A 26259-nucleotide genomic window follows, 5' to 3' on the forward strand; every position below is an offset into this window, starting at 1 on the left:
TCAGTCAATGCCGACAGGTTTGGGCGTGTCTTTGCCAAACCAAGAGGCGTACAAAACAGGCAACACCAACAAGGTCAACAAGGTGGCAGAGATCAAGCCACCAATCACCACGATGGCCAACGGCCGTTGTGTTTCAGAGCCGATATCCCGGCTCATGGCCATCGGCAACAAACCCAAGGCCGCCAGCATGGCCGTCATCAGCACGGTGCGCAGGCGTTGCATCGCCCCTTGCTTGACAGCATCCAAAACATGGCAGCCCGCGTTGCGCAGCTGTTGAAACACCGTCAACATCACCACGCCATTGAGCACGGCTTGACCTGAAAGCGCAATGAATCCAATGGCCGCTGAGACGGACAAAGGGATGTTGAAGATCCACAAGGCAATGAACCCCCCAATCATGGCCAGGGGCACATTGATCAGAATGAGTGCAGCACTCTTGATGGATTTGAAGGCATCAAACAAGAGAACAAAGATCAGCAACAAAGAGATGGGCACAACAACGGACAAGCGCTCCATGGCGCGCTCTTGATTTTCAAATTCGCCAGACCATTTGACGTTGTAATTGGCTGGAATGTTGACGTTTTTCTCGATGCGGGCCTTCATGTCGTTGACGATGGAGCCCATGTCACGGCCCTTGATGAAAATGCCAATCGCCACAGTGCGTTGTCCGGATTCTCTGGCAATGTTCATGGCACCACTGGTTTGCTCAATCGTGCTGACAAGGTCCAACCGGACAGAGCCACCATCAAACGTCGGCACCGGTATGGCCGCCAATTCGGCAATGCTTCGGCGTTCTTGGGGCAAACGAACAGTGACGTCAAACTTTCTCTCGCCCTCCCACAGGGTGGTGCTTGCTTTTCCGGCAAGCGCAGTCTCAATGACATCTTGCACATCGCCCACGTTCAAGCCATAGCGCGCCGCTTGCTCACGGTTGATGTGGATCAGGAGTTGTGGCAAGTCACCCTGACGATCAATGGCCGCACGGCTGACCCCTTTGACTTGTTTGACTTCCTTTTCAATGGCTTCAGCGGTTTGTTTCAAAACGTTCAGGTCATCCCCTGCAATCTTGATCACAATTTGCCCATCGATTTGTGAGATGGACTCCAGCACGTTGTCGCGAATGGGTTGAGAGAAGGTGGGCTCCATGCCGGGGAGTGCAGAAACAGCATCGTTCATTTCGTCGATCAACTGCTCGCGGGTCAGACCTGTGCGCCAGGTGTCCTGGGGCTTCAAGTCCACAAAAACCTCGGCCATGCTGATGGTTTTGGGGTCTGTGCCATCTTCGGGTTGGCCTGCTTTCGAAACCGTTGTTTTGACTTCGGGAATGCGCAGAAGGGCATCGCGGACTTGACGCAAAACTTTGGCCGCCTCTTCATTCGAAACACTGGCAGGCAACCTGACGTTGACCCAAATGGTGCCCTCGTTCAATTCAGGCAAAAACTCTGACCCCAACCTGGATGCGGCCACCATGGACAGGCCAAAGCAACACAAGGCAATGGCGACAACGTGTCGACGGTGGTTCAGTGCCCAGTTCAAGGTGGGTGTGTAAATTTCTTTGGCTTTGGCCACCACCTTGTTGTCGTTGTGGGGCAGTTTTTTGCGCAGCATCCAATACGCCAGCAAAGGCACCAAGGTCAAAGAAATGATCAAGGCCCCAATGAGGGCGGCCGTGACCGACAAGGCCATGGGTTGAAAAATACGGCCTTCATGGCGTTGCAATGCAAAGATCGGGATGTGCGCTGCAATGATGATCAACATCGAAAAAACCGTGGGTCGCCCGACTTCGTTGGTGGCTTCAATGATGAGCGCCTTGCGCTCTTTGTCGCTCATGCCTTCACCGCGCTCAGACAGTCTGTGCATGATGTTTTCGACCACAATCACGGCGCCGTCAACGATGATGCCGAAATCCATGGCCCCCAGGCTCAGCAAGTTGGCGGGGACACCCATGAACTTCAAGCCCATGAATGTGGCCAACAAGGACAGCGGAATGACCGCCACCACCGCCAGCGTGGCGCGCATGTTCGAGAGAAAAATATAAAGCACCAGTGAAACCAGCAGGGCTCCCTCGACCAAATTTTTGAAAACAGTTTTGAGCGTCTTCTCCATCAACCAAGAACGGTCATAAAAGGGAACGACCTGAACGCCCTTGGGCAGACCGCGCGCATTGATTTCTTCGAGCCGCTCTTTGACATTTTTCAAGACAACGCTGGGGTTCTCACCTTTGCGCATGATGACGATGCCCGTGACGATGTCGTTGTCTTGGTCTTGACCCACAGTACCCAGTCGGGGCACTGCGCCAATCTTGACCTGCGCCACATCGCGAACCAAGACCGGCGTGCCATTCCGAGTGGCCAAAACGATTTGGCCAATTTCCTCAGGTGAACGCAGCAACCCAATCCCACGAATCGCAAACTGTTGCTGACCCTGTGCCACATAGCTGCCACCTGCGTTGGCATTGCCTCTGCCAAGGGCCTCCAAAAGATTTTGCAAAGTCAGGCGCTGTGACCGGAGTTTTTCCAAATCAGGTTGAACTTCATATTGCTTGATGAAACCCCCCATGGCGACCACGTCCGCCACACCCGCCACTTGGCGCAGCCCACGCTCAACGACCCAGTCTTGCAAAGTTCGCAGCTCGGTGGTCGTCAATCCGTCGCCCCGCAGGCGGTATCGCATGATCTCACCCACGGGGGTTGCGTTGGGTGCGATGTTCGCCTCTACGCCGGGGGGTAAATCAATCCCCCTGAGCCGCTCATTGACTTGCTGCCGAACGATGTTGACATCGGCATTGTCGTTGTACGTGACCACGGTGAACGACAGGCCAAACTGGGTGTGAGAAAAAACCCGGATGGCGTTGGGCAAACCTGCCAAAGCCACCTCAATCGGCAAACTCACTTGTTTTTCGACCTCCTCGGCAGCACGCCCTGGGTACAAAGCAATCACCGTCACCTGTGTGTCTGTCACGTCCGGAAACGCCTCGACCGACAGATTTTTGAATGCAATGACGCCCGCCATGGCAAACAGCAAGGTCCCAAGAACGATGAACAGGGGCTGATTCAGCGCGTAATGGATCAGTTTTTTCATGGCTTGGCCGCACCGGTGATGGCGGCTGATTCCTTGGCAATGCGCAGTTCACGCGCCAACAACAAACCGTTTTGAACCACCACCTCTTCGCCAATTTGCAAGCCCTGGCTCAGCACCACTTTGACGGGCCCCTCTTGCGACAGTGTGACTTGGCGCGGGCCGTAAACACCCTTGGACGTTTGCACAAAAACAATGTGTTGCTTGCCCATCAGAAAAACGGCGCTGGCGGGCACCTCGACACCTTGACTGATCTTGCGTGTGTAACGAACGCGGGCCAGCATTTCACTTTTGAGCACACGCGAGGTGTTGTCGACCAAGGCGCGAACCTTGATGGAGCGACTGACCGGATCAATTTGGTCGGCCACGTTCAACACGGTGGCTTTGAAAACCTGGTCAGACAAGGAGGGCACCACCAGATCAACTTGTGCATGGGGTTTTAAATCCACCATGTCGGGTGTTTGCGCATCGATTTGCACCCAAAGTTTGCTGGGGTCTGAGATGACAAACAAAGCTTGGCTGACGTTGTCAGGCCTGACCTCTTGTCCCTGTGTGATGTTGCGTTCAACCACAACACCCGGAACATCGCTGCGCAACGCCAATTGTTGGTTGGCCGCGTTTCTGCTGCCGTACAGGTCGGTTTTGGCCTGCGCCCGTTTCAACTCGGCTTGCGCTCTGGCCGTCTCGGCGGTGGCTTGCTCAACATCTTTTCGGGCAACGACCCCCAACTCAAAAAGAGATTGCTGTCGGTCTAAAACCTGCGTGGCCAAGCTCAAGTTGGTTTGGGCCAGAGAAGTCTCGGCCTGCGCTGCACCAAATTCAGGCGACGAGAGGTGCGCCAAGGCTTGTCCCTTCACGATCGATTGCCCCATGCTCACATCGATGCTGTTGACGCGCCCTGAAAACGCAGAAAACACACGCTGTGTTCGCTCTTCGTTCCACACAATGCGGGCGGGCAAATCGACCGGGATGTCGGTGGCCATCACCGCAGCCGTGGTGGTCAACAGGGCAACTTGGGGGTGCTCAGGCGGGTACTGAAGTTGGTCGCCTTGAATGACCGGTCCAGCCAAGCTGGGTTTGGGGCTGACGGGTTCGGAGCAACCACCGATCACCAACGTGGCCAGCAGCAAAGTCAACATGAAAGAGCGGGAATGAGTGATCACGGGATAGGCTTTTCAAAAGGGGCGGGATGGATCAGGGCGTCGTTGCAGACATGCGCAGTTGCCAATAGGTCCAGGCTTTGGCATAGGCATTGCGAGCATTCAAAACATCCAATTGCACGGCTCTGAGGGTTCGCCGTGCATCCAACAACTCGGTCAGGGACAAGCCACCTTTTCGGTAGGCCATTTCGGTTTGCTCGGCCACGCGAAGGGCGCGTGGCAAGAGGTCTTTTTCATAAATTTGCAGACGTTCTGCTTGAGCTTGGCTGGTCTCCAACCAGTTGAGCATCTCGATTTGAGCGCGCTGTCGGGTCCGGTCCAGTAGGTTTTGACTGGCCGCCGCTTCTGCTGTTGCCCGGCCAATTTCACCGTCGTAACGGTTCGCCTGAACCAAGGGTATGGAGATCCGAACGCCCATCACTTTGGCGGTGTTGCCAAAGCCATCGGGTGTGTTTTCAATGGAGGTTCCCAAAGTGGGGTCTGTGACGCGAAGCGCCTGTGCCAGCGCAACATTTTGGTGGGCAGCGATGACCCCCAAACGCGCAGCGGTCACATCACTGCGCGCCTCCAACCAAGGCCCATTGACCATGTCTGTCATGGCCAGGCTACCCCATGGCTTGGTGTTTGGCCACTGCACTTGCACCGACCAGCCCCCTGCGGGCCGCTTCAAACCGGTCCAAGTCCCAATGCTGAGGCTGGTTTGCTGGTATTCCAGCATGGCCACTTGTGTCTCTGCTTGGGCACGCGCCGCCTCAATGTGGGTTCGCGCCGCTTCTTGGGCCGATAAATCACCATTTTTGAGCCGCAAGTCGGCCGTTTTGGCCAACTGCTCGGCGCTTTGCGCCAAATCGCGAAAGACCTCCAAACGCTGATGGGCGGTCAGCAACTCATAAAACGCCATTTGCGCCGCCATTTGCTGAATGACCAGCGCTTCTTGCCTTTCAGCTTGTGCGACCAGAACGAGGGTCTGGGCTTTGTCGGTTCGCAAAGCGCGCTTGCCACCCCTCTCCCACAGACCATCAACGCCCAAAGACTTGTTCAGTTTTGCAGGACTCAAGGTCGAACCGAACGACTGGCCATTTTTGACATCCACCGTCGAAGCCGAGGAAGACAATGTCGGCGCGGGCGAACGATTGGCCGCCAACACATCGGCACGCGCAGCGTCCAAAAGACGAGCGCTCGTCTGCACATCAGGGTGCTGACGCGCGGCCTCCAAAACCATTTCCAAACTCAGGGGTTCGTTGGCCCATGTGCCCGTGCTGACCAAAACGGCAAACCCAACCCATGAAGCCTTCACGCAAAATCGATGTCGTATGCTCATGGCTCGGTTATCGCTCGCCAAGCCTGACCAGCACCTGACCAAAGACACAGTCCACATGCGCATTCTTTTGATTGAAGACGACAAGGTATTGCAAAGCGTTGTGCAGCAAAGTCTGACGGACAAGGGGCACCGTGTGGATGTGGCAGGGGATTTGTCAGCCGCCAAATACATGTGGCATGTGCAGTGTTATGACGCTGTTTTGCTGGATTTGAATTTGCCCAGCAGCGACAGCCAAACGGCCGTTCCAGCCAATGGTCTTCATTTGCTGCAAGAGAGGCGGCACAAAGGCGACAAAACACCGGTGCTGGTTTTGACCGCACGCAATCGAACCGATGAGCGCATTGCCGGTTTGGATGCCGGTGCAGACGACTACCTCGGAAAACCCTTCGACTTGGCAGAAGTCGATGCCAGGCTGCGTGCCTTGGTCAGGCGCAGTCAAGGTGAAGACAGCACCACCCAATTGGCCCATTTGGTGCTGGACCGCAAAGGCCGAAGGGTGTTGGTCCATGACCAGCCATTGAACTTGCCAGCACGGGAGTTTGAGGTGTTGTCAGAACTCATGTCGCCACCGGGCCGCACGCTGAGCAAAAAAGAACTGTCGGACAAGCTCTCAGACTTTGACGAGGCCTTGGTCGACAACGCGCTGGAGACCTTCATCTCGCGTCTGCGCAAGAAAATTTTGAACTCGGGTGCCACCATTCGAACATTGCGGGGCTTGGGTTATTTGATGGAAGAAGAACGGCCATGACCCCCCCCGTTCGGACTTTGCTGCAGCGTTTGCTCAGGCGCGTGATCGTGCCTTTGGCCTTGACCTGGTTGATCGGCACTTTGTTGGCGTTTGCGGTGGCACGTTTCTTCACGCAGCAAGCGTTTGATCGGGCCTTGTTGGACGATGCGTATGCGGTGGCAAGCCATGTGCGCCAAACTGAAAGTGGTGGTTTGACACTGGGCCTGACCGCCAACGAAATGGGCACCTTGTTGTTCGACCAAAGTGAGCGTTTGTACTTTGCGGTCTTTTCAAATGACGGCCGTTTTTTGGCGGGCCATGCCGGATTGCAAATGCCCCCGTTGGACGATCTGAAAAACTTCACCTTCACAGAAATGGCGTTCAACAACAAAACCTTGCGCGCTGTCGTTTTGATGCGCCAGGTGCCGCAAGCCTTCAAAGTGGTGGTCGCCCAAACCACCTACAGCCAAGTGGCTTTTTTTCAGCGTTTGTTGGTTTTGTCCATGGTGCCGCAATTGCTGTTGTTGCTGGGCCTGGCTTGGTGGTTGCGGCGAAAGATTCAGCAAGACGTGCAACCGCTCACCGATTTGCAAAACGCCGTCGCCCTGCGGGACGTGCGTGACCTGAAGCCCGTGTTCGTGTCCAACAGATCGGCAGAGATGCAGAACCTGAGTGAGGCCATCAATGCATTGCTGCTGCGCATCGAAAAAGGGGTTCGTTCACAAAAAGAATTTGCGGGCAACGTGGCCCACGAAGTGCGCACGCCCTTGGCGGGCATGAAAGCCTTGACCGACTATGCGCTGTCTCAGTCAGACCCTGCTGTCTGGCGTGAACAACTGCAAAAAATTGCACTCAGTCAAGAACGGGCCAGCCATTTGATGAACCAGTTGTTGGCCATCGCCCTGGTTCAAGAGGCGCAAGAATCCATGGCAGAACCCGTCAAGCTTGACGAGGTCATCCGCGACAGCATCATGCGGCACCTGCACCGCGCCGATGCTTTGGGCATCGATTTGGGCGCCAGTGGCTTGGACGAGCGCGGTGCCGTGTCTGTCTTGGCCCAAAGGGCCTTGATCGAAGGCGTGATGGACAACCTGATCGACAACGCGTTTCGTTATGGCTTGACGCCGGCCGGTACGCTCAGGCGCGTCACGGTCGAGCTGTTTTCAAACCCCAGCCTGGGGCAATGCGGCGTCTGGGTGCATGACAACGGCCCGGGCATTGAACCCCTTCAACGCCAGCGCTTGCTGCAACGCTGGGTTCAGGGCGAGGAGGGGCCAGCGCTTCAACATGGCAGCGGTTTGGGCTTGGCCATTGTGTCTGAATACGCCCGCATCATGGGGGCGCAATTGTTTTTGGAGACAGCCGACGAAGGCCGTGGGTTGAAAGCAGGCCTGCTGTTTCAAACCCCATGAACCGCGCCGTGCTGGCCCAGCAGAGATGGCCTCAAGCTTTGGGCAAAAACGGGTAGTCGGTGTAGCCCGCATCGCCCCCGCCGTAAAAAGTGGCGCGGTCGGGTGTGTTGAAGGGGCCGCCTTGGCGCAGGCGTGCGCCCAAGTCGGGGTTGGCAATGAAAGGGCGGCCAAAGGCAATCAGGTCAGCACCGCCGGCGAGTGACTGGTCAGCCAAGGCCAGGTCGTAGCCGTTGTTCAGCATCCATGCGCCCTGCCCGCCTGCCTGGGTGTAGGCCTGGCGCAAAGCGGCGTAGTCAAAGGGCTTGTCGCCTTGCTGGTGGTCACGCGCTGCGCCCGTGGAGCCTTCAATCACATGCACAAAAGCCAACGCCATCGGGGCCAGCAAGCGCGCCACATGCTCAAACAAAGGCTGCGGTTGGTCGTCGCTCACCCCGTTGGCGGGTGTCACGGGCGAGAGGCGGATGCCGGTGCGCGGGCCACCAATCTCGGCCACGATGGCTTGCATCACCTCTTGCAAAAAGCGGACGCGGTTGTCGATGGCGCCGCCATACGCGTCGCTGCGCTGGTTGCTGCTGCTGCGCAAAAACTGGTCGATCAGGTAGCCGTTGGCCGCGTGCACCTCGACGCCGTCGAACCCGGCGGCGATGGCGTTGGCCGCAGCGCGGCGGTAGTCCTGCACGATGCCCGGCAGCTCGGCGGCATCGAGTGCACGTGGCTCGGACGTGGGCACAAATTGGGCCTGCCCATCCACCAGCAGCACGGTTTTGGTTTGCGCCGTGAGGGCCGATGGCGCCACAGGCGCCGCCCCACCGGGCTGCAAGCTGGTGTGCGAGACCCGGCCCACATGCCACAACTGGACCACGATCTTGCCGCCTTCGGCGTGTACCGCATCGGTCACTTGCTTCCATGCGGTCACTTGGCTTTCGCTCCAGATGCCAGGCACGTCGGCGTAGCCCTGGCCTTGGTGGCTGATGGCGGTGGCCTCGGTGACGATGAGACCCGCCCCCGTGACCGGGTTGGCGCGTTGCCGGTAATAGGTGGCCATGCGGGCATTGGCCAAAGCACCGGGTGCGCGGTTGCGCGTGAGCGGGGCCATCACGATGCGCGAGGCCAAAGCGATGCTGCCCACCTGGCAGGGTTCAAACAAGGAGGTCATGGTGTCCATTCAAAGGCGTCAGAAGCATCGGGGGCGCACACGCTCAAAGCGCGTAGTCCGGGCTTTCGCGTTGCAGTTTGCGCAGCAGCGAAGGCCAAACAAACGCGCCGCCCAAGCCGCCGGTTTGCACACGCAAGGCGTGGGCCACGCCGGTCAGGATTTGCGGGTCCACCGCCGTCAGGTCTTTCGGGCCCGACTGCCCTGCCAGCGCGTCCACCTGGATGCGGCAGGTGTTCTCAAAGGTGTACATCGACAAGAAGGCGTCGGCAATCGTTTTGCCCACCGTCAGCAGGCCATGGTTGCGCAGCATCAGGAAATTGGCATCGCCCAAGTCGGCCTGCAGGCGCAGCTTTTCTTCGTCGTGAATCGCCACGCCCTCGTAGCCATGGTAGGCCAGCGAGGCCAGCACAAAGGTGCTTTGCTGGCTGATGGGCAACACGCCATGCGCCTGCGCGCTGACGGCCACGCCCGCCCGCGTGTGGGTGTGCAAAACGCAACCGGCATCGGCCCGCGCCTCGTGCACCGCGCTGTGGATCACAAAGCCGGCCGGGTTCACCGGGAAGGGGCTGTCGTGCAGCTTGTTGCACTGCATGTCCACCTTCACCAGGCTGGACGCGGTGATCTCGTCAAACATCAGCCCATAGGGGTTGATCAAAAACTGGTGCGCATCGCCCGCCACCGAGTGCGGCAATTTGGCGGTGATGTGGGTGAACACCAAGTCGCTCCAGCCATAGAGCGCCACCAGCCGGTAACACGCGGCCAAGTCCAGCCGGATCTGCCATTCGTCGGGGTGAACGCTGTCTTTCAAAGAAGGAATCTCAAACGCCATGTCCGTGCTCCGCAGGTCAGCAAAAGGTGTTCAGCTTAGCGGCTGCTGGTGGGGTTGGTTGACGTGTTGGTGACTGGAGAGCGATCGGCTGGATGGGGCCAAGTGCGCTCTGGGGAAGACGGCAACGCTATCGTTTGGACGACCATTAACATGAAAAAATGCACAATTAAGTAATAAATTTTGAGTTAAAGTCATGCGTAGAAAGGCGGGCGGGCAGGCAGTCGCTGACCTCGGCTTTTATATCTCGACGGATCCACACAGCATCTAAGCTGAGCCCACAAAACTACACTTTTATGGCCAATAAACTAAACGCTGCAACGCGACTTTTGTGTATTCTGGAGAAAGCATTTACACAGCAAGAACATATTCAAGCGGTGGAGGCTTGGGCAAACTTGCTGGGCGTGATGGACGACGATCCAAATCGAAGAGCGGTGCGGGTTGCTGAATTAGTGCATGCAATGCACCGCGAACTTGATTTGGTGGCTGCTGGACTGGCGGAGGCTCACTTTTCAAAGAGAACTTACGAAAATGCATTCGCACGCATCGAGCAAGCGATTTCCCCGTTGATGCTGACCGCTAGTTGGATTCAAGTTAAGCAAAACCTGACGCCGGATGTACTAACAGCGCTTACCTTTTGCGCAGAGATTCTGTCTGATGAGGAGAGTCAGATATCGACTGATGAGCTCGAAGATATCCGACAGAAAGTTGAAGAGCTAAGAGCAACAGTTGACGATGCAGAAACACCATTGCGACTGCGGCAGTTGATACAGCACCATATCGAGCTGATTGATAGGGCACTATCGGAATACTTGATCGTGGGTGCTAAGGCTCTTCGCGATGCCCGTAGAGCAGCTATGGGTGAGATTTTTGAGGTTAAGGATGAACTTGCGCCATTTAAGTCGTCTTCGGCTTTCAGTAAACTTTCCTCTGCCTGGGCAACGCTCAGCAAAGCAACTGACGTTGCTCTGAAGGGTGAGAAGCTTGTCCAGCTAGTACACAAAGGATGGGAAGCCCTCTCCGATATTCTTTGAGTGGAACTAACCATATGTTCAGCCGGAAGCGGTGGTGTATGCCGTTGTTAAATTTCCATTTCATTCTGTCCAAACTTCGCCATTCTTCACTGCCAAGGCTAACTTGCACGTTAGACCAAACAACAACGTACTATGCCAGTTGATCCGCCGCCCGATCTACCTTATCTCCTTCATGAGGCGCTTTCGCAGCTAGACTGGAACTGTAACGCGGAACTTCTTGCTTCGCGCGTAAACCGCTTGCACATCGGTCTGCCCCGCGAGGACGAATTTGCGGTTGTTTGTTCGTGGTTAGGCCATTGTGTTCTTGTTCACAAGTTAGATCAAACACAGTCGCCGCCATCGTCCAGGGCGACTTATCGGGTGCCCGACCTCTTTGCAACCTTCACGCGAGACGGTCGCCTGATTCCCACTCTGATTGAAGTCAAGTCTTCCAGAGAGAATAAACTCTCTTTCAAGCCTGAGTACTACGCACAACTCAAGGCTTACGCCAGTCTTCAAGGTCTTCCAATGCTAGTCGCTTGGAAGTTTCACGATGTCTGGTCGCTGTTTGACATAGCTCAGATGGAGTTGGCAGAATTTAATTACAACATTTGCTTTAGCAAAGCAATGTCGGAAAACTTGCTTGGAATCCTAGCTGGCGACTTTTTATACACCCTTTTCAAGGGTGGCGGGTTGCACTTACGCATGCATAAAGAGAAATTGCTCTCTTCAGTTCGTAACGGTTCAGAAGTGCATGAGGAGTGGAATACGGTTATCGACGACGCGTTGAACATCGACGGCCACGGTAAGGAGCGCCGAGACCTCTCATCGGATGTGCAAACACTCTTTTTTATCAGTGATCTTGAAGAGGATCAGGAGCACACATCTTCTCATATGCACTTTCGTTTCACGGTTCAAGACGACGAGAGGAAGTTTGCGCACATGGCCTTAGTTAGGCTGCTTAACTGGTACTCATCAGGCGATAAGCCGCTCAATTGGCGAGAGGTGAAAACTCGAAGTTCGCCGGTACCAGGTATGACGGACTTTGGCGCAACGGTGGATCGCGCACGACGCGAGGGGGTAGTGGAATATATCTTTAACCTTGAACCTAAAACCAAGCCAGCGTTTCTTGGTGTTGCTTAACTCCTCGCTGATGGTGAGTATCAAAGGCAGGCCATCAAAACCGGTTTGGCACCCTGCCGTCAATGCCCTTTTAAATCAAAATTTAGCCGCGACGAGAAGCACGCATGCAAGTCATTCGATCACGTGATTTCACAGCTTCGCGCCCATGGGGTGCCTTGGATAATACCAATATGGGCGGCATCACGACCCGCTTGCACTGGACCGACCTACCGTACAAATGGCACACCAATGACGGCGAAGAGGTGTTTGTAGTTCTTGATGGGGAGGTGCGCATGCATTACCGAGTGGATGGCACAGAGGAATCCGTCACGCTCAAAGTCGGCGACATTTTTTCGCATCGGTTGGCACCGAGCATGTCGCTCATCCGCTTGGACCTGCACGCATTCTCGTGATTGAGTCAGAGGGCAGCGTCTAACCGTTCACACCAGCATTAGCCCTTCTAACAAGATACCTTCGCAGACACAAAATGAACCAAGCCGCACAGCACCTCGCCTTCCACGGAACCATTGTTTTGCTTTTCGCTTTGCTGCTGGGTGCGCCATATGCGCGCGCCATCAAGGCCAATGCGTCAGACCAGGTCATCCACTCCTGGCGTGTGGCGCATCAAAGTTTGTCTCTTGGTGCCGCACTCATTTTTTCAGTGGCCGCCGTGCTCCCGATGGTGGCAAAGACTGAACCTTTGGCTTGGGCAGTCTCGCTGTGTCTCATTGTTTCGTCATATGCTTTTTGCGTGGCCACGCCACTCGCCGCCATCACCAAAGACAGGGGCCTTGCCACTGGGGCCAAGGGCCTGGCACGGCTTGTTTATCTGGGGAATATGGTGGGTGCCCTTGGTTCCTTGGTGGGGGCATTCATCCTGGTTTATTCGGCTGGCGTTTCCCTGTGATGTTGTTCGTAAGGTTGCACGCAAGGCACACCCGCAGGTTTGCCATGGGGAACGTCAAAAATTGAAACTTGACGTTGTTTATGCCCATAAAAAAATAATATCGATATCAATTTTTAATGCTCGCCATCATGACCACTCAAGTTCTTATCCACCTCCCCATAGGGCTTGCACGGCGTTTTCGCAACGCGATCCCTGTCGGTCAGCGAAGCGCGTTTGTTTGCAAGCTGCTTGAGGATAACCTCCCGAATGTGGATGAGTACATGCACGAACGCGCCCTCCAGGCAGAGGCGTTTGACCGTGCCAACCCAGAGGAAGTGAGCGAACTCGACACAAGCCTGATGAATGGACTTGACCCCAACGAAACCTTTGATACCGCCAAACTTATCGCGCTATGCCAAAAATAAAAAAGTGATTGAAGGGGTGGATGGGTCGCTTGTTGTGAAGATTGAAGAGGGAATCGCACGGTTTCTTGGCGTCAATCAGTGATTGAGATCATCGACGAGCAATCACCCCGGCCGCGTCAACTCCTCCAGCCGCATCAGCCAAGCCCGGGCATGCACGCCGCCATCTTCCACAGCCCCACACATCTCCACCGAAGCTTGCAGTTGCCCGCACACCGCAGGCCGTTCGGGTTGCCCAAAAATCTTGCAGCGCAGCTGTTCGTCCAGTTGCACGCAGGGCACGCCCGCGGGTTTGCCTTGGGGCATGCCGGGGATGGGCGAGGAGATGGACGGTGCGGTGCAGCAGGCGGCGCAGCCGGGGCGGCAGGTCAAAGTCATCCGGTCAAAGACATTCGGTCCAAAGCATCCGGCTCAGCGTGGCCACAGGGCCCACATTTGCAGGGGTTGCTTGAGGCGCCCCGCCAATTCACCCGCTGCTGGGCCAGAGCCCGCGTAATAGTCGGCCCGTACCGCACCCACGATGGCGGTGCCGGTGTCTTGGGCCAGCACCAGCCTGTCCAGATTGGTTTGGGGCCCGGTGGATTTCACCCACACCGGGGTGCCGTAGGGAATGCTGCGGCGGTCCACCGCAATCGAGCGCTCGGCCGTGAGCGGCACGCCTTGTGCGCCTTTGGGGCCTGGCGGCGTGGTGCCCACGGGCAGCGCTTCTTCGCGGAAGAACACCACACGCGGGTTTTGCCACAGCAGCTCGTTGACCCGTGATGGGTTGCGGTCGATCCAGGCTTTGATGCCGGGCCAGCTGGCGTCGGTGATGAGTTTGCGGTCGAGCAACCAGCGGCCAATGCTGATGTAGGGCTGGTCGTTGGTGGCGGCGTAGGCCATGCGCACCCAGCGCTGGCGGCCATCGGGTTCCGTCACATTCACCAAGCCGGAGCCTTGGATGTGCAGGACCATCGCATCCACCGGGTTGGCCAAATACAGCAACTCTTTGCCGCGCAGAGCGGCGCGGGCGGCGGGCAAGGTGTCGATCTCTTGGCGCGTGTACCAAGGCTTGCGTTGGCCCAATTGGCTGGGCACCGCATACAAGGGCACTTTGAAGTGGCCTTGCGCTTGGCGCGAACCGACCAAGGCGGGCTCGTAATAGCCCGTCAGCAAACCCGCAGCACGTTGTTCATGCGACTCCACGCGGTAGGGCTGCAGGTTTTCGCGCATCCATCGGCGTTGCTGCTCGATCGGGGCGTTGGCCAGTTGGGCGATCTCGGGGCACAGGGCTTTCCAAGTGGGGCCGGGTCGTTGGCAGCTTTGCAGCCAGGCGGGCCAGGCTTCGTGGATGGCATCGGTGTTCAGGCCAGGCAACTCCGACCATTGAACAGGGACCCAGCGGCTTTGTTCGCGCAGGATGGGCGCGGGCAAAGTGGGCTCGGGCAAAGTGCGGGGGATCTCAGCGGGGGCGGGTGCTTGAACCGATGGACTTGCAGGTTCAGGGGCATGCAGCACAGGGGCCACAGAGCAAGCGCTCAGGGTGCCTACAATCGCGGCCACAAACAAGCCGAACCATGGCGGGCGGCGGGACAAATAACGGGGTGCTTGCATGGGTCTGATTTTGTTGGAAGCTTTGCTGGCCTTGGTGATTTTGGTGGGTATTGTCTGGTGGACCATGTTTTCCGGCCGCAACAAAGGTGAATTGCCTGAGGCTGAAAAAGAGGCCAAAACGCCACCACCCAAAGGGCCGAAGCCTTAAAGACGCAAGCCGTCAAGGCTTCAGACAGGGCGCAAGCTCACTCCAGCAAGCTGTGCGCGCCTTCAAAGCGCTGCGCATAGTATCGGCTGCTGAGGTGGTCTACGCGAACGCCTGTGCGCGGGTTGCTGGCGTGCACAAATCGCCCGCCACCCACATACACACCGACATGTGAATGGCGCGCGCCCAAGGTGTTGAAAAAAACCAAATCGCCCGGCAAAAGGGCTGATCGATCAATCGGCCTTGATTTGCGGCCCAGCTCGGCCGAAGTGCCTTTGACGGCGATGCCGCCGCCTTTACGGTAAATGTGTGCCACCAAGCCTGAGCAATCAAAGCCAGTGGCCGGGCCGCGACCGCCCCATTTGTAGGGGGTGTCCAGCAAAGACAAAGCAAACAAGGCCAAGTCGTTGCGCACCTTGTTGTAGGGCGCAGGGGTTTGAGCTGCAGGCTCGGCAGGCCGCGAAACCGGTGCTGTCGAGCAAGCGGTGATCAGGCTCAGCCAAGTCAGCCCCAAGCCAGTTATCAGGTGCCGGCGAAGCGTCAAGGGGTCTGAGGCGCGCGCCCTTTTCACGACAGGCTCCGCATCAAATTGGCCAGCTCAACCGCTGATTTGACCTCCATCTTGTCAAACACGCGGGCGCGGTGGACTTCTACGGTGCGCACGCTGATGTCGAGTTGGTCGGCAATGAGTTTGTTGGGCAGGCCTTCGACCACCAGGTGCATCACATCCCGTTCACGCTCGGTCAATTCCAGCAAGCGCGATTGCAGGCGTTGCTGTTCTTTTCGGGCCGTTAAACGCTCTTGTGACAAATGCAGCGCTTGTTCGATCCGGTCGACCAAAGCGTTGTCTGAAAACGGCTTTTCGCAAAAGTCAAAAGCGCCGCGTTTGACGCTGTCGACAGCGGTGGGCACATCGGCATGACCCGTCAAAAAAATCACAGGCCATGCTTGGGCCATGCCACTGCTCAGAAGCTGCTCAAACAAGGCCAATCCACTCATGCCGGGCATGCGCACATCCAACAAAACACAGGCCGCTTGGCGAGGCCAGTGTTGTCCAGAGGATGGACCATTGCCGGTGTCTTGAAAGTTGCTTTGCAGCATGTTGAGAAAGGACTCTGCGCTTTCAAAGGACTCGCTCAGCAAGCGGCGGGTGCGCAGCAGCCATGCCATGCCTTCACGCACGCTCGCGTCGTCATCCACAATGAAAACGGTGGGCGTGTCGGTGAAATTCATGCGGGGATCTTATCCAAAAGCAAGGCGGCCTTGACGGGCAAGGTGAAACGGAAAACAGTCCCTTTGGGCGCCAGCGCTTCAAACTCCAAATGGCCACCGTGCTGCTCCACCACGGTCCGGCACAGGCTCAAACCCAAGCCCATGCCTTCGGCTTTGGTGGTGAAGAAGGGGGTGAACAATTGGCTGGCGACGGTTTCGCTGATGCCTTCGCCCACATCGGTCACTGAAAATTCGACCCAGGCTTGTTCGGCGTTGGAGGCTGCTCGGCGCGCTTTGAGCAACAGCCTTCGGTCTGAGCAATCGGGCTTGTCCATGGCTTGCATGCCGTTGCGTGCCAGGTTCAACAAAACCTGTTCAACCATGGTGCGATCGCACATCACTTCAGGCAACTGAGGATCGATGTGGGTATGGACGGTGACACGCAGTTTGCGGGCTTGCAGTTGAACCAAGGGGGCCACAGCGTCAAACAACATTTTTGGCGCTAAGGCTTCGCGGTCTTGATCGCGACGGCGAACAAAATCGTGCACGCTGTTGATGACCCGACCAGCCCGGTCGGCTTGTTCGGCGATGCGGCGCAGTGCCATGTGCACATCGTCCAGGGTTTGCGGCACGGCCGATGGGTTTTGCAGCAGATTCAAAGAGCCATTGGCATAGCTGGCGATGGCGGCCAAGGGTTGGTTCAGTTCGTGGCTGAGCAAAGAGGCCATTTCGCCGACCGTGGCCAAGCGGGCGGTGGCCTGAAGGCGCTCTTGGCTGGCGCGAGAGACCTCTTCGATGCGACGCTGCTCGCTGATGTCAATCACGGCGCCCATCCAACCGGTTTGTTCGCCTTGTACGCTGATCAAAGGTGCCTCGATGATCAGCACCGGAAAATGCGTGCCATCCTGGCGCATGAACACCGACTCAAAACCTTCGCGTGGCGGCACGTTGCCGGCCAAACGAATGGCTTGGCGCTGCTTGTATTCGTCCACCATTTCGGGGGGCCAGTACGGCATGGGTGCATTGCGCCCCGTCAGTGCCTCGGCCTCAAACCCCACCATTTGGCAAAAGGCCGGGTTCACGTAAGTGATGCGCCCTTCCAGGTCGCGCGCCCGAAGGCCGGTCACCAGCGAGTCCTCCATGGCTTTGCGAAAAGCCAAGGCCTCTGCCAAGTCCCTCTCCGCCTTCAAGCGCCGCCTGGAGTCTTTGACCAACAGCACCATCACCGTCAGCAAGGCGATGGACATGGCGGTGACCAAGGCGGTCAAGACATTCGGAAAAATACTGGCCTCGCCACGTCGCCCGTCCATGCGCAGCACCAAGGTGTTGCCAGGCAGGTTCACCAATTGTTGTGAAGTGAAGACCCGCAGACCTCGACTTTGGCTGCCCGCAATGGCCAGACGGGTGCCATCCGGCTCGGTGAACGAGATTTCGTTGCGGCGGCCAAAGCTGTCACCCAAGAGCTCATTGAGCAGGCCTTGCAAGCCATAGGTCACGATGGTGAAGCCGACCAACACACCATCTTGTGTCGCGGGCAAACACATTTCCATGACTTCAAAACCGATGCCATCGTTTTGCGGCAAAAAGTAGGAGCTGGAATAACTGGGACCATTGATACGACGTGCTTTGGCACACGCTTGCACGGTTTCATTGAGCGAATCTGTGCGCGAGACACGTTTAAAGATCGGTTTGTGCAGGGGGGAGTCCACCTGGTTTTTCAGGTTCAGCTCGGGGTCGCGTGCTTCAATCCGAAGCCACTCCCGGTGCTCACGCAAAAGCGCTTGGGCTTCGGTGTTCCAGAACGTTTCAAGGGGCGTATTGGATTGCAAGCCTTGCAGGCTTTGGGTTTGGCGCGTCAGTTGTCGCCGCAAATCACTCACAGCTTCCGTCGTGTCGCCTTCCAGTTCGGCTTGCAGTTGACTGGCTTCGTAACGTCCGGCCAACCAGACCAAAGTGATCAAAACCCCCATCACCAAAGCGATCAAGGCCAACCACAGTGTGCGTCGGCCGCGCCCTCCGGGCAAGGCTTCTTCAAAGGCGTGCCACCAAGAGGTGATTCGCCGCAGAGGAGAATCCGCCAAGTCAGGCTGTGTGGTGGTTGTCATGGGCGGTTGTCTATCCGGGTGACGCGGGGATTGCCCCAGCTCCCGTCGATGATGAACTCTTGACTTGAAGCCCGAGACAAGGGGTTCTTCAAAAGCCATTGGGCCACAAAGGCGGTCAGCCCCACAGCGGGGTTCAATGCAAGGCCCGCCAGCAACGAGGTGGTGTTGGTGTCAACCATCGGCAAAATTTGGGCGCGCAGCTTTTGAGTTTCTTGCGCGATGTTGGCTTGACCGTCCAGTAAGACCAAGGCGTTGACGCCTTTGATCTGCAAGTTGCGCGTGTGAGCCGTGCCTTGGGTGATGCCCACATCGCCACGGACAGCGTCAAAAGCAAAACCCTCGGAAAATACGTCCCTGAAATCCAACAACAAGCGTCGGGGCAATGCCTGAAGGCTCAGAACACCCAGTAATTTGGCGGCGCCTGCATCGGCCTTGAGAAACTGTCCGCGCCCCATGCGGACTTCGAATTGACCATTCATGCTGGGGTACTCCAGCGCCAAAGGGGAGCCCTGCCAACTGACCGTGCCCGCCAGTTGGCCCACGCCACCCCTCAAGGCATTGGGCGTGCCCAAGCGCGTGAGCAAGGCGCCGGCGTCTTGAATGTCCAGAACAAAATTCATTTCGGTTTTGCGCCGTGCATTGGCGTCTGGGGTGGCCAACCAACGACCGGTACTTTTCAGCTGCGCTTCGGGCAACAGCACGTTGAACTTTTTCAGCTGCCATTCTTGTCCAGCCTGCTGGCGGCTGGGGCTGGACTCTTGGTTGACCGCCTCAATTTCTACGCGGCCGAGTGGAATGCCCCGCAGCTCCAGCGCGTCAATCACGACGTCTAAAGCAGGCAGCTTGGTGGGTGGTGCTTCCAGCAACGCTTCGACTTTGGCGACCTCTGCGGGTGGCAGGTTCAAGCGACTCAAGCGGGCAAAGAGCTGACCCGCTTGGCCGGTGTACGACTGCAGGAAACCGATGTGGCCGGATACCTCTTGGGCTTCGATGTTGGCACGCCATTGCGCGCCATCGCGGGTGCCGCCCGCGGTCACCCTGTGCAAGCTGCGGTCGTTCACCGTCAGCGTGTTGGCTTTGAGGCCCATGCGGTTGGGCAGGTAGCTTTGCCAAGCCGGCGCTGAGCTGGGCGACTTGCCGCTGGGTGCATTGGCGGGCAAGCTGGTGGTTTCAGGCATCAGAGCCAGCCATTCGTCCACGTCCAGTTGGTCAAGCACCACTTGGGCCGAGACGCCCGAATCCGGCCATGCTGGCATTTGCTGGGCAGGGATGCCAACACCCCAAACACCGCGCACCACCTGAGGCACTTTGCCCGATAAATTGCGCAGATAGGCCACACGCACTGTGTCGGCCAAAGTCACCTGGATGTGGTCATGTGGACCGGACTTTTCCTGCTGTGAACGCAAAACGATGTTCAGCGGCCGGGTGCCGGCCGCAGATTTGCCCAGCGGCGCAGGCAGATGAACCGCCATGCCCTCCAAGTTGCTGTTGACGGACAAATCAGGCTTTCCGTCCCGCCACGCCAGCTGCGCGGTGTAGTTGGCGCTGCCTTGCGCATGTTGCGCCAGCCAGTCCAGTGGGTAGAACTCTTTGGCTGTTCTCATCCCCTCTGCACTCACACGGCCACGGGCCTGAAACTCGATGCGTGCTGACGAAGCGGGGTTGCTGCTGGACGGGCGCATGCCGCCCTCCAGTGACACAGGCCCACCCCAAAGCTGGGCTTGCAATTGGCGCAGATCAAAGCCTGTTTCTTGGAACTGCAATTGGCCTTGCATGTTTTCCAGCCAAGGGGTTTCGGCCTGCATGCGCAAATCGACGCCCTTGAACAACACGTTGCCTTTCACCTGGGTTTCTTTCAGGCTCAGCAAAGGCAAGCGCAGCTCAAACCGGGTTTGCATGTCCCCGCGCACCTGGGCTTCGGCCAGCGCCTCAGACAGCAAGGCGTTGAGCGCCGACTGTTGAATCAGTCTCAAGACTTGGGGCGCGCTGCTGGTGCTTTCGGCGCGCACCTGCAGCAAAGCTTGCTGGGTCATGTCGGCGATTTCCACCAGCGGCGCGGTCAGCATGACGGCTTGCCCCCCCTCGCCGGCTTGGGCGCTGGCTTCGCTCAAACGCATGCCCGCACGGTCAAATTGGAGTCGGCCTTGCAAGTTGACGAGGCGTGGCCACGGGGCGCCGCCAGGGGGCAGCAAGGCGGGGGGCACCATGTCCAAGGACACGTCTTTGATGCGTCCTGAAAAACGGAATTCGCCGTCTTTGGGGTCTTTGAACGGGAGCTTGGCCAAGTCGCCTTTGACTTTGACGTTGACGTCGGCATAAGTGCCATTGAGCAAGGCGTCGCGCAGGTAGTCCCGAACCGAGGCGGGCAGTCCGACTGGCAAATAGCGGTGGGCGGCGGCGGCATTCAGCTTGTCAATTTTGCCGTCCAGCGTCAATGCGCCAGGCCCATCGGGCGAGCTGGTCCACTGGCCGCGCCATTCGCCTTGCAGGTCGGCATTGGTCATCTTCAGCGTCCATGACGGCACCTCCCAAGCGTTGCCCTCTGGACGCGACAAGCGTGTCCAGCGTGCACTGGCCTGAAGGTTTTGCAGGGGCACCTCAGCCGGTGACAGAACACCCGGCAGCCAGATCGCGCTGTTCTGGCCCATGCGCACATCCACTTGTCCGCCATCGTGGCGCACATCCAAGTTCACATCGGCGCCGCGAACCCCAGGCCATTTGGCCCATAGCGAGGTGGACGAGGTGGGCGAGGTGGCCAAGCCCTGTGCATCGGGTTGCCAGCGTAGCGCTTGAATGCTGGCTTTGGCTTCGTAGGTCTCGGGTTGCGGCCATTGACCTTGCCATCGCAGGTGAAGCTGTGAGACCAAGCCCGACAGATCGCGCGCTTGAAAAGCCGGGTGAATGGCGGAGGCCTGTGGCAGACGCAGGGCCAGTTCACGCAGCGCGTGCAAGTCCAGTTGATCGGCCTGCAAAAGACCTCTGGCCGGACGTGGACCCTGAGCCGCGGTGTAGTCCAGCGAGACATTGCCACCCGGCCATTGCAGGCCTTCGTCGTTGACGAAGGACAGGCCTTGTGTGTGGGCGAAAAACCCCTCTTTGTGAACCTGAACGCCTAAGCGCCCAGACAAGCGCTCAAAAGCCAAGGGCAAACCCTGTGCACTGAGTCGCGCTTGCAGTCCCACCAGGCTGACGTCGGCCATCGCACTTTGCCACAGCCCTTTGTCCAGGTCCGCCCAAAACCGCAAAGTCCCCTGGCCCTGCAATTGACCCAAGTCGCCGGTCCAATCAGCTTCGATGGCTGAACGTATGGGGGCCAAATCGATCTTTGGGAAAAACGCATACGTTTGTCCTGACCAATCGGCAAATCGGCTGGCATGTGTCGACAAAACCTTTCGCTTGAATTGACCCATCAGGACAAAACGCTCCCCCCAGGCGGCCGGCGGCGTCGCATCCAAGCGCAAACTGTGCGTTCGTGACGAGTTGCGGATGACCAGATCCATGTCCTTCAAAACGGCAGGGGCGCTGTTGTGGTCTGTGAGATCACCCGCATGCCAGCGCAATACGCCTGCCCGCACCACAAGCTCGCGTTGAGAAAAGAGCCAGTCTGCCGCGGCAGAATCAATCTCCCCGGTTCGTCCTAAAGTGATGCCACCCAACTGCCAAAGCCCATCAGCCGTTCGCCGAACGTCCAATTCGGGGGCATCCATCACCAGTTGGTCCAGTTTTAAAAGCAGTGCTGAGCGCAGACTCAGCGCCACGATGACTTTGGGCAAAAGCAATGCAGGACGGTTTTCGCTGTCCAGCAATTCGATGTCGCGCATCTCAAAAGAGGGCACCCAACCGGTGCTTTGCGCAGTCACGGCGCCGATCCGAACCGGTATACCCAGAGATTGACGGGCAAGGCGTTCCATGGCGGGGCGGAATTCGTCGATTCGCGGCACAATCCAAAAATGCAAGCCAGCCCAGGTCATGCCCAGCACCAGACCTGTGACCAGCAAGCTCCACAAAAACAGTCGAACCAGTCTGGTCAGCCAGCGCTGAAGACGGGGTTCGATGGAGGACAAAGCGGGTGGTTGCGGCACAAACATACGAATTAGAAAGTCAGCAGGAATTATGACCCGCAGCCAATCGATGGATGTCAGTGTCCCCGCTGTGGCCCCGTTGGGTCATGGCGCTTCGCCGCTGACCCTGACCGATGCGCACCAGTATTCCCGCTTTGTCCAGCGTTTGCACCGTCGTTATGCCGATGTTTTGCCGCTGCTTGAGCCGGGTGCTCCGACCCGGGAGACCCTGAAGGCATGCTTTGAGGCCTTGGTGCGCAAAGGATTCGACACCAACGCCGCGCTTCGGGTTTTGCGCCAACTCACACTGGAGCGTTTGGCCCATCTCGATTGCGCGCGGCAGGCGTCCTTAGACAGCGTGACCCGCAGCATGACCTGGTTGGCCGAAGTGACCTTGGACATGGCATGGCAGCAAGTTTCTGCCGACTTGGATGCCTTGCACGGTGCGCCCACCAAGGACGGTGGTCAGCGCGCAGAGATGTGGATCATTGGCATGGGCAAGTTGGGGGCACGCGAACTCAACGTCTCCAGCGACATTGACCTGATTTATGTGTATGACGAAGACGGTCAGACCCTTGGCAATAGCGAAGGTCGCAACAAGGTCTCCTGCCAGGAGTATTTCACCCGTGCCGTTAAGCGCATGTATGCCCTGATTGGCGACACCACGGAGCACGGCTTTGTGTTCCGGGTCGATTTGGCACTGCGCCCCAACGGCAATTCTGGACCCAGTGTGGTGTCTTTGGACGCACTGGAGGAGTATTTGCTGGTGCAGGGGCGCGAGTGGGAGCGTTTTGCTTGGATGAAAAGCCGTGTGGTGGCCCCGCGCAGCGCAGCACGCAATGGTTCTGCCCAAGCACTGCGGGCGGTGGTTTTGCCCTTTGTGTTCCGCCGTTACCTTGACTACAACGTGTTTGAGTCCTTGCGGACCTTGCACCAGCAAATTCGCGACCACGCAGCCAAGCGCAGCGCCGGTCACCCGGAACGTGCGAACGATGTGAAGCTGTCGCGTGGCGGTATCCGTGAGATCGAGTTCACCGTGCAGCTTTTGCAGGTGGTGCGTGGTGGGCAGTTCCCCGAGTTGCGCACACGGCCAACTTTGGATGCTTTGCAGCGCGTGGCCAAGGCGGGCCTCATGCCACAGGCCACCGCCGAGGCCTTGAGTGCAGCGTACGTGTTTTTGCGCCAAGTCGAGCACCGAATTCAGTACCTGGATGACCAGCAAACCCATGTTTTGCCGACCCGAGACGACGACCTGGCCTGGATCGCGCAAACGCTGGGCCATGACAGCACGTGTACATTTTTGTCAGAACTGGACGCCCACCGTGAGGTGGTCGCGCAAGAGTTTGACACCCTGTTGGGTGGTGACCGAGATTGCAAGGGTTGCAACGGCAAAACCGGGAAAAGTGCCCGAGAGCACGCCGACTTGGATGCGGTACTGACCGATTTCAGCGGTTCAGTGCGCGCCCGTTTGGCTTTGTGGGTGGACAACGCACGGGTGCAAGCCTTGCGCGATGATGCCCGTGGACGCCTTGTGCGTTTGTTGCAGCGCACGGCGCAATGGCTGGATGTCGGACGCGTGACCGAAGATGCCGTTTTGCGCATGCTGGAGTGGATTGAGCCCTTGTTGCGCCGAGAAAGCTATCTGGCGCTGATGCTTGAGCGTCCATCGGTGCATGAGCGGTTGCTGCGCCTGTTGGGTGCGGCCAAATGGCCAGCCCGTTATCTCTTGCAACACCCTGGCGTGATCGACGAATTGGCCGGGGGCAATCTTTTCAGCAGCCGTTTTGATGCCCAAGAGTTTGAGAGCGAGTTGCAAGCGCGTTTGATCGCCTTGCAACGCACAGGCGAGGACGACGAAGAAAGCTTGCTGAACCTGTTGAGGCGCGCGCATCATGCCGAGCAGTTTCGCACCTTGGCACGCGATGTGGAGGGGGTGCTCACGGTGGAGCAAGTGGCCGATGACCTGAGCGCCTTGGCCGATGCGGTGTTGCGCGTGACCGCCCGCTGGTGTTGGGATCGGCTGAAAAATCGTCACCGCGAAACGCCCGCAATTGCCATCATTGGTTATGGCAAGTTGGGGGGCAAGGAGCTGGGCTATGGCAGCGATTTGGACATTGTGTTTGTGTACGAAGACACCGATGAGCGGGCTCAGGAAATCTATGCCAACTATGTGCGAAAGCTCATCAATTGGATGACCGTCAAAACCGGTGAGGGTGATCTGTATGAGATCGATACCGCCCTGCGCCCCAATGGCAGTGCAGGCATGTTGGTCACGCAGTTTCAGGCCTATGCCGATTACCAGCAACAACGTGGCAGCAACACCGCATGGACTTGGGAGCACCAAGCCATGACCCGTGCTCGCTTTGTCATGGGCTTGCCCAGTTTGTCGGCCCAGTTTGACCAAGTACGCCATTCGGTGATCGGCTCACCGCGAGATGCCCTCAGTTTGAAAGCAGAAATCGTGGCCATGCGTGAACGCGTTCACCAAGGCCATCCGGTCAAGGCGGACCGATTTGATGTCAAGCACAGCCCTGGCGCCATGGTCGATGCCGAATTTGCCGTGCAATATCTGGTTTTGTTGCACACCAAACAGCATCCTGAGTTGGCGGACAACGTGGGCAATATCGCATTGCTGCAAAGGGCTGAACAGGCTGGCTTGTTGCCTTCGGGCGTTGGTGAAGCGGCCGCCAACGCTTACCGTGAACTGCGCCGTGTTCAGCACCGTGCCCGTTTGAACGAAGAGCCCACCGATGTGCCCATGGCCACCTTGGCTGAGCAGCGCGAGGCGGTATTGACCTTGTGGCGAACTGTGATGGAATGAACGCCTGAACTTTGCCTGGGTTTTTAAATGCCAACCCTTGAAGCCTTGAGCGCCAGGCGCCAGGTTGGCCATCAAGAGAAGAGTCATGACGAGAAACGATGTTGGAATTTGGGTCGTAGTGGGTGCTTTGGCGGGGGGATGGCCGTTGGCAGGGCTTGCCCAAGACGCGCGACCTCAGGCGTTGGCAAAGCCCTCTTTGAGCGTCGTGGTGGTGACGCCACAAATGGGCAATATGCCCCAAAAAATCACAGCCAACGGCAACTTGGCGGCTTGGCAAGAGGCCATTGTTGGCGCCGAGGCCAACGGCCTGAAGATCACCGAAGTGCGTGTGAACGTGGGCGACCGCGTACAGCGCGGCGATGTCCTCGCTGTTTTGCAGGCCGACACATTGCGCGCTGAATTCGCGCAGGCTGAAGCGGCTTTGGCCGAAGCCACGGCCAGCAGCCAGGAGGCCAAAGCCCAAGCCGAGCGAGCCCGCAGTTTGCAACAACAAGGATTTATCAGCAGTGCGCAGCTGAGCCAAGCCTTGTCCGCGGAAGCTGCCTCGGTGGCCCGCATGCAATCGGCGCGTGCCATGGTGCAGTTGCAAGGCGTGCGTTTGTCGCAAACCCAAGTGCTGGCACCCGATGCGGGCGTCATCTCGGCCCGCCAGGCCACGGTGGGCAGCGTGGTGGGCGCGGGCGTGGAGTTGTTTCGGCTGATTCGCCAGGGTCGCATCGAGTGGCGGGCTGAGGTCACCGCTGCGGAGATCGGTCGCATTCAGGTCGGCGCGCCCGTTCACATCAAGGCCGCCAGCGGTCAGGCGCTGCAAGGCAAGGTGCGCATGATCGCGCCTTCGGTGGACGCGCAAACCCGCAATGCGCTGGTGTATGTCGATTTGCCAGCACAAACCGGGAGTGCCCGCGCCGGCATGTACGCCCAAGGCGAGATTGTGCTGGGCCAAAATCAGGCCCTGACCGTGCCCCAAACTGCCGTGGTGGTGCGAGATGGGTTCAGTTATGTCTACACCGTTGGGGCCGATCAAAAGGTGAGTCAACTCAAGGTGCAAATCGGACGCCAAAGTGCAGACCGTGTCGAGGTGATGGGTGGTCTCAAAGCAGATGCCCGTGTTGTGGCCAGTGGTGGCGCTTTCTTGAACCACGGCGACACGGTGCGCGTGGTCGAGGCAGCATCTGCCACCCAGCCCGCCAGCCAATAAA

Annotated in this window: 20 protein-coding genes and 1 pseudogene; 10 read left to right on the forward strand and 11 right to left on the reverse strand. The window is 58.0% G+C overall.

The features are described 5' to 3' along the window. Genes B472_RS06080 through B472_RS06090 form a run of 3 tightly spaced genes read right to left on the reverse strand, consistent with a single transcriptional unit; the run spans position 1 to position 5559 of the window. The gene (locus tag B472_RS06080; protein WP_019426128.1) at positions 1 to 3081 is read right to left on the reverse strand and encodes an efflux RND transporter permease subunit; all 3081 of its coding nucleotides are present in this window, start codon (positions 3079 to 3081) and stop codon (positions 1 to 3) included. Beyond that, complete coding sequence (locus B472_RS06085; RefSeq protein ID WP_019426129.1) at positions 3078 to 4217, reverse strand: efflux RND transporter periplasmic adaptor subunit; 1140 nt, start codon at positions 4215 to 4217, stop codon at positions 3078 to 3080. The genes B472_RS06080 and B472_RS06085 overlap by 4 nt, the downstream gene beginning before the upstream one ends. 55 nt (positions 4218 to 4272) lie before the next feature. Then, a complete protein-coding gene (locus B472_RS06090) occupies positions 4273 to 5559 on the reverse strand; it encodes a TolC family protein (protein ID WP_192877855.1) in 1287 nt (428 codons plus the stop codon). Between the two features lie 55 nt (positions 5560 to 5614). Here B472_RS06090 and B472_RS06095 point away from each other — a divergent pair, with 55 nt between their 5' ends. Continuing rightward, positions 5615 to 6307, forward strand: coding sequence for a response regulator transcription factor (locus B472_RS06095; protein ID WP_026039386.1), 693 nt, complete (start codon positions 5615 to 5617; stop codon positions 6305 to 6307). Further along, positions 6304 to 7698 carry a sensor histidine kinase gene (locus B472_RS06100; RefSeq protein ID WP_019426132.1) on the forward strand — a complete coding sequence of 465 codons (1395 nt, stop codon included), beginning with the start codon at positions 6304 to 6306 and terminating at the stop codon, positions 7696 to 7698. The genes B472_RS06095 and B472_RS06100 overlap by 4 nt, the downstream gene beginning before the upstream one ends. Before the next feature lie 31 nt (positions 7699 to 7729). Here the strand turns inward: B472_RS06100 and B472_RS06105 are convergent, their stop codons facing one another. Both B472_RS06105 and B472_RS06110 read right to left on the reverse strand, forming a co-directional pair. After that, complete coding sequence (locus B472_RS06105) at positions 7730 to 8854, reverse strand: alkene reductase (protein WP_026039387.1); 1125 nt, start codon at positions 8852 to 8854, stop codon at positions 7730 to 7732. Positions 8855 to 8897: 43 nt separating this feature from the next. After that, positions 8898 to 9683: a class II aldolase/adducin family protein gene (locus tag B472_RS06110; protein WP_019426134.1), complete on the reverse strand. Its 786-nt coding sequence runs from the start codon at positions 9681 to 9683 to the stop codon at positions 8898 to 8900. A 293-nt stretch (positions 9684 to 9976) separates the two neighbouring features. On the opposite strand from B472_RS06110, the gene B472_RS06115 reads away from it, so the two are divergent. The 5 genes and pseudogenes from B472_RS06115 to B472_RS06135 all read left to right on the forward strand — a co-directional run bounded on the left by B472_RS06115 (position 9977) and on the right by B472_RS06135 (position 13126). Continuing rightward, complete coding sequence (locus B472_RS06115; RefSeq protein ID WP_019426135.1) at positions 9977 to 10714, forward strand: hypothetical protein; 738 nt, start codon at positions 9977 to 9979, stop codon at positions 10712 to 10714. 132 nt (positions 10715 to 10846) lie between these two features. Continuing rightward, positions 10847 to 11836, forward strand: coding sequence for a hypothetical protein (locus B472_RS06120; protein ID WP_026039389.1), 990 nt, complete (start codon positions 10847 to 10849; stop codon positions 11834 to 11836). Between the two features lie 104 nt (positions 11837 to 11940). Further along, positions 11941 to 12251, forward strand: a pseudogene (locus B472_RS06125) (cupin domain-containing protein). A 51-nt stretch (positions 12252 to 12302) separates the two neighbouring features. Continuing rightward, positions 12303 to 12722: a hypothetical protein gene (locus B472_RS06130; protein ID WP_019426137.1), complete on the forward strand. Its 420-nt coding sequence runs from the start codon at positions 12303 to 12305 to the stop codon at positions 12720 to 12722. A gap of 128 nt (positions 12723 to 12850) precedes the next feature. Beyond that, on the forward strand, positions 12851 to 13126 hold the full coding sequence (locus B472_RS06135; RefSeq protein WP_133176075.1) for a hypothetical protein: 276 nt from the start codon (positions 12851 to 12853) through the stop codon (positions 13124 to 13126). 102 nt (positions 13127 to 13228) lie between these two features. On the opposite strand, the gene B472_RS06140 is transcribed toward B472_RS06135, so the two are convergent. Beyond that, on the reverse strand, positions 13229 to 13501 hold the full coding sequence (locus tag B472_RS06140; protein ID WP_019426139.1) for a YkgJ family cysteine cluster protein: 273 nt from the start codon (positions 13499 to 13501) through the stop codon (positions 13229 to 13231). 33 nt (positions 13502 to 13534) lie between these two features. Next, positions 13535 to 14716 (reverse strand): MltA domain-containing protein, encoded by a 1182-nt coding sequence (locus B472_RS06145; protein WP_019426140.1) that lies wholly within the window; start codon positions 14714 to 14716, stop codon positions 13535 to 13537. Between B472_RS06145 and B472_RS17215 the strand changes: the two genes are divergently transcribed. After that, positions 14715 to 14864, forward strand: coding sequence for a hypothetical protein (locus tag B472_RS17215; RefSeq protein WP_019426141.1), 150 nt, complete (start codon positions 14715 to 14717; stop codon positions 14862 to 14864). The two genes, B472_RS06145 and B472_RS17215, sit on opposite strands and share 2 nt — an antisense overlap. A 37-nt stretch (positions 14865 to 14901) precedes the next feature. Here B472_RS17215 and B472_RS06150 read toward each other — a convergent pair whose 3' ends face one another. The 4 genes from B472_RS06150 to B472_RS06165 are packed head-to-tail and all read right to left on the reverse strand — an operon-like array spanning position 14902 to position 22266. Beyond that, a complete protein-coding gene (locus tag B472_RS06150; protein ID WP_238147392.1) occupies positions 14902 to 15432 on the reverse strand; it encodes a C40 family peptidase in 531 nt (176 codons plus the stop codon). Further along, a complete protein-coding gene (locus B472_RS06155) occupies positions 15429 to 16094 on the reverse strand; it encodes a response regulator transcription factor (RefSeq protein ID WP_019426143.1) in 666 nt (221 codons plus the stop codon). The genes B472_RS06150 and B472_RS06155 overlap by 4 nt, the downstream gene beginning before the upstream one ends. Continuing rightward, a complete protein-coding gene (locus B472_RS06160) occupies positions 16091 to 18178 on the reverse strand; it encodes a sensor histidine kinase (RefSeq protein WP_019426144.1) in 2088 nt (695 codons plus the stop codon). The genes B472_RS06155 and B472_RS06160 overlap by 4 nt, the downstream gene beginning before the upstream one ends. Next, positions 18175 to 22266, reverse strand: coding sequence for a YhdP family protein (locus B472_RS06165; RefSeq protein ID WP_019426145.1), 4092 nt, complete (start codon positions 22264 to 22266; stop codon positions 18175 to 18177). The genes B472_RS06160 and B472_RS06165 overlap by 4 nt, the downstream gene beginning before the upstream one ends. 25 nt (positions 22267 to 22291) lie before the next feature. On the opposite strand from B472_RS06165, the gene glnE reads away from it, so the two are divergent. Both glnE and B472_RS06175 read left to right on the forward strand, forming a co-directional pair. Next, complete coding sequence (gene glnE, locus B472_RS06170) at positions 22292 to 25060, forward strand: bifunctional [glutamate--ammonia ligase]-adenylyl-L-tyrosine phosphorylase/[glutamate--ammonia-ligase] adenylyltransferase (RefSeq protein ID WP_019426146.1); 2769 nt, start codon at positions 22292 to 22294, stop codon at positions 25058 to 25060. A 145-nt stretch (positions 25061 to 25205) separates the two neighbouring features. Further along, positions 25206 to 26258, forward strand: a complete 1053-nt coding sequence (locus B472_RS06175) for an efflux RND transporter periplasmic adaptor subunit (RefSeq protein WP_019426147.1) — start codon at positions 25206 to 25208, stop codon at positions 26256 to 26258. The last annotated feature ends 1 nt before the right edge of the window (position 26259 follow it).

The organism is Limnohabitans sp. Rim28 (genome assembly GCF_000293865.2).
Classification (GTDB): domain Bacteria; phylum Pseudomonadota; class Gammaproteobacteria; order Burkholderiales; family Burkholderiaceae_C; genus Limnohabitans_A.

What these genes read in the sequence shown, in the direction of transcription:
- B472_RS06080 (WP_019426128.1), bottom strand. Translation starts at nt 3,081, where the DNA reads ATGAAAAAACTGATCCATTACGCGCTGAATCAGCCCCTGTTCATCGTT.
- B472_RS06085 (WP_019426129.1), bottom strand. Translation starts at nt 4,217, where the DNA reads ATGTTGACTTTGCTGCTGGCCACGTTGGTGATCGGTGGTTGCTCCGAA.
- B472_RS06090 (WP_192877855.1), bottom strand. Translation starts at nt 5,559, where the DNA reads ATGAGCATACGACATCGATTTTGCGTGAAGGCTTCATGGGTTGGGTTT.
- B472_RS06095 (WP_026039386.1), top strand. Translation starts at nt 5,615, where the DNA reads ATGCGCATTCTTTTGATTGAAGACGACAAGGTATTGCAAAGCGTTGTG.
- B472_RS06100 (WP_019426132.1), top strand. Translation starts at nt 6,304, where the DNA reads ATGACCCCCCCCGTTCGGACTTTGCTGCAGCGTTTGCTCAGGCGCGTG.
- B472_RS06105 (WP_026039387.1), bottom strand. Translation starts at nt 8,854, where the DNA reads ATGACCTCCTTGTTTGAACCCTGCCAGGTGGGCAGCATCGCTTTGGCC.
- B472_RS06110 (WP_019426134.1), bottom strand. Translation starts at nt 9,683, where the DNA reads ATGGCGTTTGAGATTCCTTCTTTGAAAGACAGCGTTCACCCCGACGAA.
- B472_RS06115 (WP_019426135.1), top strand. Translation starts at nt 9,977, where the DNA reads ATGGCCAATAAACTAAACGCTGCAACGCGACTTTTGTGTATTCTGGAG.
- B472_RS06120 (WP_026039389.1), top strand. Translation starts at nt 10,847, where the DNA reads ATGCCAGTTGATCCGCCGCCCGATCTACCTTATCTCCTTCATGAGGCG.
- B472_RS06130 (WP_019426137.1), top strand. Translation starts at nt 12,303, where the DNA reads ATGAACCAAGCCGCACAGCACCTCGCCTTCCACGGAACCATTGTTTTG.
- B472_RS06135 (WP_133176075.1), top strand. Translation starts at nt 12,851, where the DNA reads ATGACCACTCAAGTTCTTATCCACCTCCCCATAGGGCTTGCACGGCGT.
- B472_RS06140 (WP_019426139.1), bottom strand. Translation starts at nt 13,501, where the DNA reads ATGACTTTGACCTGCCGCCCCGGCTGCGCCGCCTGCTGCACCGCACCG.
- B472_RS17215 (WP_019426141.1), top strand. Translation starts at nt 14,715, where the DNA reads ATGGGTCTGATTTTGTTGGAAGCTTTGCTGGCCTTGGTGATTTTGGTG.
- B472_RS06145 (WP_019426140.1), bottom strand. Translation starts at nt 14,716, where the DNA reads ATGCAAGCACCCCGTTATTTGTCCCGCCGCCCGCCATGGTTCGGCTTG.
- B472_RS06155 (WP_019426143.1), bottom strand. Translation starts at nt 16,094, where the DNA reads ATGAATTTCACCGACACGCCCACCGTTTTCATTGTGGATGACGACGCG.
- B472_RS06160 (WP_019426144.1), bottom strand. Translation starts at nt 18,178, where the DNA reads ATGACAACCACCACACAGCCTGACTTGGCGGATTCTCCTCTGCGGCGA.
- B472_RS06165 (WP_019426145.1), bottom strand. Translation starts at nt 22,266, where the DNA reads ATGTTTGTGCCGCAACCACCCGCTTTGTCCTCCATCGAACCCCGTCTT.
- glnE (WP_019426146.1), top strand. Translation starts at nt 22,292, where the DNA reads ATGACCCGCAGCCAATCGATGGATGTCAGTGTCCCCGCTGTGGCCCCG.